Origin of the sequence: Methylobacterium sp. CCH7-A2, from assembly GCF_001557075.1 — a bacterium.
In the GTDB taxonomy this organism is placed as follows: Bacteria; Pseudomonadota; Alphaproteobacteria; order Rhizobiales; family Beijerinckiaceae; genus Allobosea; species Allobosea massiliensis.
This window is the reverse complement of the sequence record NZ_LSKN01000090.1, coordinates 24,489-35,060: the sequence shown is the minus strand read 5'-3', so window position 1 is coordinate 35,060 and position 10,572 is coordinate 24,489. Positions and strand designations below refer to the sequence as shown.

General features: G+C 62.0%; 10 protein-coding genes and 3 pseudogenes. 6 read left to right on the top strand and 7 right to left on the bottom strand.

The genetic code is table 11. The annotated features are described in order from the left end of the window. Positions 1–55: 55 nt before the first annotated feature. Positions 56–1,711 (bottom strand): annotated as a pseudogene (locus AX750_RS27135) (FAD-dependent oxidoreductase); the annotation flags it as partial. Positions 1,712–1,817: 106 nt separating this feature from the next. Between AX750_RS27135 and AX750_RS25900 the strand changes: the two are divergent. Further along, on the top strand, positions 1,818–2,186 hold the full coding sequence (locus tag AX750_RS25900; RefSeq protein ID WP_156446515.1) for a hypothetical protein: 369 nt from the start codon (positions 1,818–1,820) through the stop codon (positions 2,184–2,186). A gap of 79 nt (positions 2,187–2,265) precedes the next feature. Continuing rightward, on the top strand, positions 2,266–2,997 hold the full coding sequence (gene flgF / locus AX750_RS25435) for a flagellar basal-body rod protein FlgF (RefSeq protein WP_156446516.1): 732 nt from the start codon (positions 2,266–2,268) through the stop codon (positions 2,995–2,997). 38 nt (positions 2,998–3,035) lie between these two features. Here flgF and AX750_RS07570 read toward each other — a convergent pair whose 3' ends face one another. The 3 genes from AX750_RS07570 to AX750_RS07560 form a co-directional block, all read right to left on the bottom strand. Further along, complete coding sequence (locus AX750_RS07570; RefSeq protein ID WP_082734913.1) at positions 3,036–4,331, bottom strand: TolC family outer membrane protein; 1,296 nt, start codon at positions 4,329–4,331, stop codon at positions 3,036–3,038. A 263-nt stretch (positions 4,332–4,594) separates the two neighbouring features. Further along, positions 4,595–4,897 carry a hypothetical protein gene (locus AX750_RS07565; RefSeq protein ID WP_066720015.1) on the bottom strand — a complete coding sequence of 101 codons (303 nt, stop codon included), beginning with the start codon at positions 4,895–4,897 and terminating at the stop codon, positions 4,595–4,597. Positions 4,898–4,930: 33 nt separating this feature from the next. Beyond that, complete coding sequence (locus tag AX750_RS07560) at positions 4,931–5,851, bottom strand: cation diffusion facilitator family transporter (RefSeq protein WP_066720017.1); 921 nt, start codon at positions 5,849–5,851, stop codon at positions 4,931–4,933. A 193-nt stretch (positions 5,852–6,044) separates the two neighbouring features. Between AX750_RS07560 and AX750_RS25430 the strand changes: the two genes are divergently transcribed. Then, complete coding sequence (locus tag AX750_RS25430) at positions 6,045–6,908, top strand: transporter (protein ID WP_197426593.1); 864 nt, start codon at positions 6,045–6,047, stop codon at positions 6,906–6,908. A 119-nt stretch (positions 6,909–7,027) separates the two neighbouring features. Here the strand turns inward: AX750_RS25430 and AX750_RS07550 are convergent, their stop codons facing one another. Continuing rightward, the gene (locus tag AX750_RS07550) at positions 7,028–7,672 is read right to left on the bottom strand and encodes a VWA domain-containing protein (RefSeq protein ID WP_245282337.1); all 645 of its coding nucleotides are present in this window, start codon (positions 7,670–7,672) and stop codon (positions 7,028–7,030) included. A 119-nt stretch (positions 7,673–7,791) separates the two neighbouring features. Next, positions 7,792–7,989, bottom strand: coding sequence for a hypothetical protein (locus tag AX750_RS07545; protein WP_066720019.1), 198 nt, complete (start codon positions 7,987–7,989; stop codon positions 7,792–7,794). A gap of 71 nt (positions 7,990–8,060) precedes the next feature. Between AX750_RS07545 and exbB the strand changes: the two are divergent. The 3 genes and pseudogenes from exbB to AX750_RS07530 all read left to right on the top strand — a co-directional run. After that, positions 8,061–8,564: pseudogene (gene exbB, locus AX750_RS07540) on the top strand (tonB-system energizer ExbB); the annotation flags it as partial. 40 nt (positions 8,565–8,604) lie between these two features. Beyond that, on the top strand, positions 8,605–9,030 hold the full coding sequence (gene exbD / locus AX750_RS07535) for a TonB system transport protein ExbD (protein ID WP_067253838.1): 426 nt from the start codon (positions 8,605–8,607) through the stop codon (positions 9,028–9,030). Continuing rightward, positions 9,027–9,947, top strand: a complete 921-nt coding sequence (locus AX750_RS07530) for an energy transducer TonB (RefSeq protein WP_066720025.1) — start codon at positions 9,027–9,029, stop codon at positions 9,945–9,947. The genes exbD and AX750_RS07530 overlap by 4 nt, the downstream gene beginning before the upstream one ends. A gap of 239 nt (positions 9,948–10,186) precedes the next feature. Here AX750_RS07530 and AX750_RS26810 read toward each other — a convergent pair. Beyond that, positions 10,187–10,387: pseudogene (locus tag AX750_RS26810) on the bottom strand (SPFH/Band 7/PHB domain protein); the annotation flags it as partial. Positions 10,388–10,572 lie beyond the last annotated feature (185 nt).

The following is a 10,572-nucleotide window of genomic DNA, read 5'->3' as shown; positions in this document are numbered from 1 at the left end:
GGGAATATCCGGCTCAGGCCGCTCTCAGGGATGTGGCCTGAGGACGACGCTTACCGGGAAGCGACAGTATGTCCTGGATCGAGGCCCAAAGCCTGGAGGCGTTTCCACCGGGAAAATCAGCGCGTGCGGTGCCGCTGTCGGGCATCAACAGGGTATCGTGGATGAAGGCGGCATCGCCGATGACATAGGTGATCGAGGCCAGCGTGTGCCCTGGCGAGAATAGGACGTGAGCCTCAATCTCGCCCACCCGGAAGGTCTCGCCTGGTGCGAAAAGCCTGTCCCATTGCGAGCCGTCGGTCGCGAGCGCGGGAAAGCCGTAGATCTCTTTCCAAAGCGCCTGGACTTCGCCGATATGATCTCCGATCGCCGTCGGCGCGTTGGTGCGCTCCTTGAGATAGCCGGCCGCCGAGAAATGATCGGCGTGAGGATGGGTGTCGAGGATCCAGGCCACTGTCAGGTTGCGATTCCTGACATGGGCCAGGATCGCGTCGGCGTTGGTCGTCGCGGTCGCGCCGGATTTCTCGTCGAAATCCAGAACGGGATCGATGATGGCGCACCGCCTCGTCGCCGGACACGAGACGACGTATTGAATGGAAGAGGTGCGCGCGTCGAAGAAGCCCTTGACGATCGGACTGCCGTTCATTCCAGAATCCTCTCGATTAGCAATCGCCATTGGCCCATTGCGTCGAAGACGTGAGCGATCGCGCTAGCGGTGGAGCGGTTGCCGGGCGCACAGATCGTTGCGGATCGCGGTTGCAGCGACTGCAGCATGCCCCATGGCGTAGCTGATCTGGTCGAGACCCTCGACGACGTCGCCCGCAGCATACAAGCCTGGCACATCGGTTCGTTGCTTGGCATCGACGAGCACGCATCCCTGATTGGAGAGCGTCGATCCCAGCCCGACCGCGAGTTTGGATCGGACATCGCTACCTAACGCCGGGTAGACAGCGTCGAAGACACAATTTTTATTGGGTAAAGCGACCGCGATCGTCGCCTCGCGGAGATCGAAGGCCAAACAAGGCCCCGCGAGCAGCTTGATGCCAGCCTTATGGACCCGCAATCGCTGCGAGGCATCGAGATCGTGCAGTCCGTAAGGGGATATCAAGCTCACATCCGCCGTGAAGCTGCGCAGGAACTCGGCCTCCCCGAGCCCACTCGCCGCGGTGCCGATGACGCCGACGCGGCGATCCGTCACCTCGAACCCATCGCAGATCGGACAATAGCGCAGCAAACCGCGCGCCAGTGCCTCGGCGTGCATATCCTCTGGCATGGCAGGCCGGCGGTTCACGACACCGGTTGCCATCAGGACCGTACGGGCACGCAGGGTCAGATCCCCGGCTATTGCAACGAAAAGATCGTCGTCTTTCGTTAACGAGGTCACATTGGCGACCATATGACGGGAACCGTAGCGCGTAGCCTGGGCCTTCATCCGCGCCAGAAGCTCCGATCCCCCTATGCCATCGGGGAAGCCGGCGTGGTTATGGCTGATGGGAATCCAACTTGCCCGACTTTCTGCGCCGTCCACGACCAAAACAGCCAGATGATACCTCGCCAGGTAGATTGCAGCCGTCAGTCCCGCGGGACCGCCTCCGATCACAAGGCAATCCAGCGGATTCGACCCGTAAGCATTGACCCCTGATATGTCATCTCCAGGAGCCGACGCTCCCGTGCTTTGCGGCCCATGCTGGTCCCGCCGCGACCCCGATGTCATATCTGCAAGCTCCCTCGATCCCCGACACATCCCAATAGATAGGATCTCAAGTGGCTAGAGCTTCAACCTCTGCCGCGAGTTTTCTTCGCAAGGGAACAATAGCACCATGCTGACTGTTGCTTTGGTACCTCGAAAGGGAGTTGAAACATGGCACACGAAAAACCCGGCCAGCATCATGACCACCCAGGTCACAAGTCCGGAGATCTCGACGAGCACGGGCACCGCGACAAGTCGGTCTCTGAAAAGTCAGGCGAGCACCACGATCACCCTGGGCACAAGCCTGGAGATCTCGACCAACATGGTCACCGCGACAAGTCCGCGTCTGAAAAGCCAGGCGAGCACCACGATCATCCCGGGCACAAGCCTGGAGATCTCGACCAACATGGTCACCGCGATAAATCAGCGTAGCCTCGATACGTGTGAGCATACGAAAGCGTCCTTCGGGGCGCTTTTTGCTTGTCTGGCTGCACGATAGTCGCGTACTCTTTCCAACAAATTTCTGTCGCAGGCGAAATATAGTATCTCGTAATCTTGCGGCTAGCGGAGGGCAGACGGTGTCATCGACCGGCATAATTCGCTTGTCCCATCTGATAGCGATGCGGCGCGATCTCGATAAACTGGCAAATAATGTCGCCAATATTGGCACGCCGGGCTTTAAGGGGCAACGCTCCTCTTTCAAGGAACATCTCAAGGAAGCGACCCAATCAGGGCCCGAGCCGAATGCCAACAAATATGTATCCCTCGTCGATACGGGCTTAGCGACCACGGATTTTACTCCGGGTCCTATCGAGTCAACGGGGAACCCCCTCGACGTTGCGATCAAGGGCGACGGGTGGTTTGTCGTGCAGACGCCGGATGGCAATCGCTACACGCGCGATGGTTCGTTTCGCTTGAACAGCTCAGGCCAGCTTGTCACTGCGGTCGGCCATCCCGTCGTGACCTCGAGCGGGGCTTTGACCTTCTCGCCAAATGACCGGAACATTGCGATCGCAAGCGATGGAGCGATATCGACGGCGCAAGGCGTTCGCGGCCGATTGATGGTGGTGAAGTTTTCAAATTCAAGCGACCTCAGTCCGGCAGGCAACAATCTGTTCGACGCTCCAAAGAGCCAACCGGTTCCTGCCGACGCTCGCTTGTCCATCGGAGCGATCGAAAAATCAAATGTCGTGGGCGCGACCGAGATGGTCAATCTCGTCAAACTGACCCGAACATATGAGATGGTTGCCAATATGATGAAAAAAGATGACGACTCAGTAGAAATGCAACGCTTATCAGATACGCTCTAACGTTAATTGGTCGAAGATTCATCGAGGACGTTATAATATCAGCGCCCATCTGGCGTTTGTGTTCCCCACAGAAGACCTTTCACCTGATCGTAGTGCCTGCGCGAGTTGTAGATTTCGGCTTTCAGGCCCAGCGTTTCTGCCGACAGACGGCCGATCGCCGACAGTGCGGTGTATGACGCAACAACACGGTCGCGTTGGGCTGTCACCAAACTAGAGCGCGCGATCACAAGTTCCTGTTGAGCGTTGAGGACGTCGAGCGTGGTCCGCTGACCTGCCTTGGCTTCCTCGCGCACGCCGGAGAGCGCCGTCTCCGCTGCCCTGACCTGCGACTGCGCGGCTGTGATCTGAGCCTTGGCGGCCTCGTTAGACCCCCAGGCCGAGACAACCGCAGCTCGCACCGTATCGCGCTGCGTATCTACCTCGATGCGGCGTTGCCCAGCCGTTTCCTTGGCCTGCCGCGTCCGAGAGTAAACCTGGCCACCCTCATAGATCGGGATGGTCAACGTGCCAAAAACACCAGCCGACCTCACCCTGTCGCCGAACGTATCTTCGTCGTAACGCTGCTGCACCGTTCCACGCACGCCGAGAACAGGATAGAGGTCAGCTTGCGTGACCTTGACCTGGAGTTCTGCTGCATCGACTCCGTGCAATGACGCAATAACAGCAGGATGGCTCGTAAGCGCGGCGCTGAGTGCGACTGGCAACGATTTCGGAAGCAGGCCCTCGACCGGGCGACCCGGCGCAAGCTGCCTTGGTTCGGCGCCAACATTCTGGCGATAGCGCGCGACCGACGTTTTCAGGTTTGATTCGGCAAGGATTGCCTGCGATTGCGCCTGCGACAGGCGTGCCTGCGATTGCGCGACGTCCGTGGTGGTCACTTCGCCTGCCTCGAAACGACCGCGTGTCTGGCGCACCTGCTCGTCGAGAACTTCGACATTGTTACGGTTGAGCGTGAGAATCGCAGTGTCGCGCAAAACGTTCATATAGGACGTCGCCGCATCCAGCAGGACGTTCTGCTCGATGTTCCGCAAAACGGCACGCGCACCCAGTACCTGGGATTCGGCTTGGCTAACGGCGCTGCGCGTTTTGCCTCCATCGAACAGGGTCTGGTCGATCTGCACGCCGGCGCCGCGGGGGCCAAGACGCGAGGTCGAGTTCCCACCACCGGGTATCCGGGCATCTGTGATGCTGGCGCCGATATCGGCCGAGGCGGTGATCCGCGGCCGGTAGCCTGAAAGCGCCTGCGGCACGCTCTCGTTGGTGACCCGCACCGAAGCGCGCTCCGCGTTCAGCGTGGGATTGCTGACATAGGCGCGCGCCAAGGCGGCATCCATCGTCTGCGCTCCAAGGGGACTAAGCTCGACAAGCAAGGCCGTGAAAACCAGCCCCACGAGAACCGCCGTGCGAATAGTTGGCTGACTCGGACTGGGTCGCTGCACAATCTGGCCCTCAATTAAGGCGCTCGGCGCCGTGTCGGTTAAACAGGCATCTCTATGGCGTGCCCCTCATCCTCAATCAAGGTGAAGGCACGCACCGAACCGTCCGGCGTTTGCCGTCACGTCGTGTACCGAGCGATGGCAGACGGTGGAAGCCGCGCTCACGCCTTGACGCCGATGGAGGCGCGCGCGGCCGCGACCGGCTCGGCGCAACCAGGGGCAGCTTCGACGAGGATCGCGTCGGGCAGCTTCGAGCCGGTCCAGAGCGCGTAAACACTTACGACGAGCCAGGCTGGATCGCCGGTCGCACGCCTGATGATGATCGGCGCTGCCGCTTTCGCGCAGGCGCTAACCTTCCCGGCCATGGCTTCCGGCACGCCAGCACCGACGAGCGCGCGTGTGATGCCAGCCTCCAGCGGAGCAAGCAAAAAGAACGAGACGAGCGCGGAAATGATGGCGTCCATGATGGTCCCTCAAGGGTGAATGCACGAGCGTTCCTAAAAGCGCCGCTCCGGCTCATTTGCGCGCACCGAGGCATCCTCGGTCTGAATCGTGGTGTGATCGAGCTTGAACTCCCCTCTGAGAACGGCATTCGCTGCAATCAAGGCATTCGAAGCCTTGGCCATGTCGTCGAGGATGAGGTGGCAGCTCATCGCATCGAGACCTGAGGTGATCGTCCAGACATGGAGATCGCGTACAGCGGTCACCCCCGCGACCGCCATGAGCCGTTGCTCGATCAACTTTACATCGACTTCGGGCGGTGTGCCCTCAATAAGGATGTGGATCGCTTGCTTCAACAGGATCCAAGTGCGCGGCACGATGAACAGGCCGATGCCAGCACCGATGATCGGATCGACCAGCGTCCATCCCGTCAGCAGCACCACGACCGCCGCGACGATGACGCCGAGCGAGCCGAGCATGTCGCTCAGCACCTCGAAATAAGCGCCCTTCACATTGATGCTCTCTGACGATCCGCCCGAAAGCAGCTTCATGCTGATCAAATTGACGATCAGGCCGACGACCGCAACGACGAGCATCGGTCCGCCAATGATCTCCGGAGGATCGAGGAAGCGCTTGTAAGCCTCGTAGAGGATGTAGACAGTCAGCAACAACAGCACGACGGCGTTGGTCAGCGCCGAAAGCACCTCAGCGCGAACGTAGCCATACGTCGCCTGTGGCGTCGCGGGCCGCTCGGCGAACCGGATCGCGATCAGAGCGAGGGCAAGGCCCCCAGCGTCGGTCAACATATGGGCTGCGTCGGCAAGAAGCGCGAGGCTCCCGGTCCACAGACCGCCAACAACCTCGGCGACCATGAATGTCGTGGTCAGGCCAAGTGCGATTGCCAGCCGGCCCTTGTGCTTGCCGCCCGCCGTCCCCGAAACAGCAGCGCTGCCGCTTTGTAATTCGCCTGAGCCCATCTCGATCGTCCTCTTGCGCTAGCGCGAGCGCGCTTGAGCTCAGCCTCGCCAGCAGTTAGCGACAAATGCGCGACATAAGCCAGGATTTTGACCCTGCCATTGGTGCAGGGAGTTGGAGAACTGCTAAATGGCCTTGAAAGCCATTCAATCTCAGCCCAGAGCTATGCGAGAAGCATCAGTGCGGAACCGATCGATGAAACTGAATGTTCCATTGCTTGCAGCAGCTATAGTATGCAGCGTTTACTCGGCTAAAGCTCTCGCTCAAAATCAAGGTAACCGTGGCGACCAGAGCACCCGGCCGGAAGTCAGCGACGTCACAGGCGATCGCCCTGCAAAAAGCATTCAGGACAACTCGTTTCTCATCGAAGAGGCTTACAATCAAGAGCCGGGAGTTGTGCAGAGTTTCGCGACGATGCGGGGACAAGGCCGTGACCGGTTTTTTGCTTTTACGCAAGAGTTTCCGGTCGGAGGCCAAGAGCACCAACTGTCTTATCTTCTGCCCTACGCCTATCTGCGCAGCGATGGCCAGCGCGCTAGGGGCGTGGGAGATGTACTTTTCAATTACCGCTATCAAGCTCTTTTCGAAAGTGACTTCATACCGGCTTTTGCGCCACGTTTAAGCTTGATCGTGCCTACGGGACGAGCCAGCACAGGTACGGGGAATGGCTCGTTCGGCTTTCAAGGCAACCTTCCGTTCAGCAAGATTGTAACAGACCGGATCACGCTCCATGCTAATGCAGGATTGACCTCCCTTTTCGATGTACAAGATCGCCGTCCGACAAGCTTTAATCTCGGCGGAAGTATTGTTTACGCAGCTACGCGTGATTTGAATATTCTACTTGAAACGGTGGGCGAACGGATTGCAACCGTGAACGCAACCGGTAAGATTGAACGCCAAAATGCGTTGACAATGTCTCCCGGAGCCCGATACGCGTTTAATTTTCCTGATACGCAAATCGTCCTCGGCTTTGGCGCGCCTGTTACATTTGAACGCGAGAAGAAGCCAGTTTTCGGTGCGATCTTTTATCTCTCGGTAGAAAGTAAGATTATAAGGTAGATCATCGTCAAGCCATTAATTCTTGGCGAGTGGCACGTGACGATCTCGGCTGCTTTTGGTCGGCCGAGATGCCTAATGCATTTGGTGCTATGCCCATGCGCTGACAGGTGGCAGCACGCTCAGCCGCGGAGCCATTGGAGAAGTTCCGGGCCGAGAAGCTGGGCATTCAATTCCTCGTCCGACAACTCGACGAAGCCGTCGAGATCACGCACGATCACCACGCCGGTGTTCCTGAACCGCGCCGCGATTGTCTTGAGAAAGCCGAAATCGACCGCATGTTCGCAGGCGCCCATGAACAGGAAGTAGACCTGGTCGCCGCGCCGTTCGGAGGCTTCGAGCACCTGGATCGTCCTGTCGAGATCGCCGGCGTCGTTCTCTCCGTCGGTGACGAAGATGACGATCGAGCGCTTCTTCGCCGCCGTCGGCTCGTCTCGCGACAGGCCGAAGAAGCGGCTCAGAAAGCCGCCGCCCTGTTCGCGCGGCAACCAGCCGAAATGCTGCAGATTGCGCTCCAGCACGTAGCTGTAGGTGGTGCCGCCCTTCCAGCCGGGCACTTTGTCGATGACATTGTCGATGATGTAGTCCTTGCAGTTCCGTGGCGAGACGGTCCCGACATGGTGGGCGTTCTCGCCGCCGTGGCTGAAGCTGAACACATCCATCTGGCCGTCGGGGTCCAGCACCATTCCGTAGGGCACGAGCCGCTCGATCAGCCTGCTCGTGGTGCCCTCCTCATGCTCATGCTCGAACGAGCCCGAGACATCCATGTCGAAGATCAGTTCCGCCTTGATGCCGGGTCGGGAGCGACGCCTGCCTTGTCCAGCGACAGACGCAGGGTTTCGGCCGACTTGTTGAGGTCCAGTCGCAGTGCCATGGCGGGTCGTCCCTATGTCTTCAGTTGTTGCAGGATGGTGCGGAGCTGGTAGGCCAACTCTCCGGCTTGGGTCGGCGTCACCTGTCGCCTCTCCTCCAGCATCGCCGTCAACGCGGCGATGCCTCCCAGCAATCCGGGAACCGTGACGAGCGCGACGTTCTGGATCGCCGCGACGAGACGGAGCGGCTGCTCGATCTGCAGCGCGCGCATCGACGCGCCGCCGCGGATCTGTGCTATCGGGAGCCGTCGGCGGATTGGTCGAGGCGGCCTTGAAGGAGACGAGGCGCTCGGGCGATCTCGGCGAAGACGGCATCAAGGAGCGCGTCGCGATCGCGCTCTCGCGCATCGAGGCGCGCGCCGGACGCGCCATGGCCAAGGGGACCGGCTTGCTCGCCACCATCGGCTCGACCGCGCCGTTCGTGGGTCTGTTCGGCACGGTCTGGGGCATCATGAACAGCTTCATCGGCATCAGCCAGGCCAAGACCACCAATCTCGCCGTGGTCGCGCCGGGCATCGCCGAGGCCCTGCTGGCGACCGCCATCGGTCTCGTAGCTGCGATCCCGGCAGTGATCATTTACAACGTCTTTGCCCGCTCGATCGCAGGCTACCGCGCCATGCTCTCGGACGCGTCCGGCGAAATCCTGCGCCATCTCTCGCGCGACCTCGAGCGGCGCAGCTTCGCCGCCGCTCACGCCGTCCGCGCGCCGCTGCCGGCTGTTCCGCCGTCGGCGCCTCAACCCGTGAAGACCGCGGTGACGACCTTGCCACGCGTTCACGCGGAGTAGCGCCACGGCGGTCTCGCTCAAGGATCCCCAGGACGGCGATCTGGCGGAAGTCAGCGACATCAACGTCACGCCCTTCATCGACGTCATCCTGGTGCTGCTGATCATCTTCATGGTCGCAGCCCCGCTCTCGACGGTCGATGTCGCCGTCGATCTGCCCGTGTCGAACGCGCAGCCTCAAGCCCGTCCCGACACCCCGGTCTTCCTGACGGTGAAGGGCGACCTCACGCTCGCGCTCGGCAACGACACGCTTCCGCGAGAGGCGCTCCAGGCGATGCTCGACCAGCGCACCAACAACGACCGGCAGCAACGCGTGTTCCTGCGCGCCGACGGCGCGGTCGCCTATCGCGAACTGATGGAGGTGATGAACCTGCTTCGCAGCGCGGGCTATCTCAAGATCGCGCTGGTCGGGCTGGAGGACACCGGCCAGGGCGGCGCACCTGCGTCCTCCGGAGCGTCCCGGCCATGATCGCGAGCGCTGGACCGCGCCGCTGGGCGGCTGCGCTGCGCTGGGGCGCAGCCGCACTGGTCGTCGCAGCAGTGCATGGCGGGGCAGGCTGGCTCGCGCTGAACTGGAAGCCGGCCAGCGCGGAGGCCGCCGCCGGCGCGCCCGAGCCCGCCATCATGATCGAGCTTGCCGCCGTCTCGGTCGCGCCCGAGGCCCCGGCCGAGACCCTGCCGCCCGCGCCCGAGCGCGTCGAGCCGGAGACGCCGTCCGAGCCGGTCAAGGAGACGCCGCCGCCTGAAACCGAGCTGCCTCCGCCGCCGGAGCCTATCGTGGAGCCCCCGGCCGAGCCCCCGCCGCCCGAACCAATCCCCGAGCCGACGCCGGTGCAGGTCCCCGAACCCGAGATCAGGCTGCCGGAGCTGCCCGCTATCCCCGACACGCTCGCGGTCCTCGCGCCGCCACCGCCGCCGCCGCTGCCGCTGCCGCTGCCGCCCAGGGAGATCCAGAAGCCGGTCGAGCGCAAGCCTGCGCCCAAGCCCCGCGTGGTCGAGCGCAAGCCGGTCGAGCGCCCGCGCCAGCGTCAGGCCGCCGCCCCGCCGCCGGCGCCACTGCAGGCCTCGGCCCCGAACCCGGCCGCGACGGGCGCTGCCGCGCAGCCCTCGATCTCGACCGCGAGCTGGCGCGGCTCGCTAATCGCCCATCTCAACCGCTACAAGCGTTTTCCGGGTGGCGCCCAGCCAGGAACCGTCCAGGTCGCCTTCGCGATCGATCGCTCCGGCAACGTCCTCTCGGCCCGCCTGGCCGGCTCCTCAGGCGATCCCGCCCTCGACCAGGAAGCCGTCGCCATGATCCGCCGCGCCAGCCCGGTGCCGGCCCCACCTACGAGCCTCGGCGGTGGAACGATCTCGCTTGCCGTGCCGGTTCGATTTTCGCGTTAGCTAAACTCCCTTATCATCGGACGTGTCAGGCTGCTGAGCTTGGGTCTTCAGTAGGACGCTCGGAAGCAGACCTTTCGGACGTCAGCTAGGGGCCACCTCCGGCTGCTTGACCTTTTGGCGTCAGCGGGCTGCCGGGAAGCAGACGTTCCAAACGTCAGCTCGGGGCCAAACTTGCCCGTCCGACAGATATCGCCATGTCCAAAGCGCGCTGGCAACGTCTCGGACAATAGTGCCCTTGACATGCTCACCTTGTGGCCGATGCGGTCGATATAGGGGACGATCAGGTTGAGGCCGGCACTCAGCGTGCGCGAATAGCGGCCGAAACGCTCGACCGTGTAGTTGTAGCCCTGCGGCACCGTTTTCACGAGGAAAGCGATGGTGATGACGACCAGCATCACCAGCACGACGACGAAGATGCTGAAACCCGAGAGCGTGTCCATGAGGTGAGCGTCTCCTGCCGCCATGCCCGCTGCGCCGCAGCCCGGCGGCATGAAACCTGACGATTGCGACGGGTGAATGCAAGGTCGCGCGGGTGCCGCCGGGCTTGTTCGCCGACTTGGCAGAACTTCGCTGCCCAGGGCTCATGCGTGGCAGAATCGGCTCCGGGTGTGGCTGCCGAACCCGC

Coding starts and splice junctions, on each gene's coding strand:
- AX750_RS25900 (WP_156446515.1), top strand. CDS start 1,818: ATGCTGACTGTTGCTTTGGTACCTCGAAAGGGAGTTGAAACATGGCAC.
- AX750_RS07570 (WP_082734913.1), bottom strand. CDS start 4,331: ATGGATGCCGCCTTGGCGCGCGCCTATGTCAGCAATCCCACGCTGAAC.
- AX750_RS07565 (WP_066720015.1), bottom strand. CDS start 4,897: ATGGACGCCATCATTTCCGCGCTCGTCTCGTTCTTTTTGCTTGCTCCG.
- AX750_RS07560 (WP_066720017.1), bottom strand. CDS start 5,851: ATGGGCTCAGGCGAATTACAAAGCGGCAGCGCTGCTGTTTCGGGGACG.
- AX750_RS25430 (WP_197426593.1), top strand. CDS start 6,045: ATGAAACTGAATGTTCCATTGCTTGCAGCAGCTATAGTATGCAGCGTT.
- AX750_RS07550 (WP_245282337.1), bottom strand. CDS start 7,672: ATGGATGTCTCGGGCTCGTTCGAGCATGAGCATGAGGAGGGCACCACG.
- AX750_RS07545 (WP_066720019.1), bottom strand. CDS start 7,989: ATGCGCGCGCTGCAGATCGAGCAGCCGCTCCGTCTCGTCGCGGCGATC.
- AX750_RS07530 (WP_066720025.1), top strand. CDS start 9,027: ATGATCGCGAGCGCTGGACCGCGCCGCTGGGCGGCTGCGCTGCGCTGG.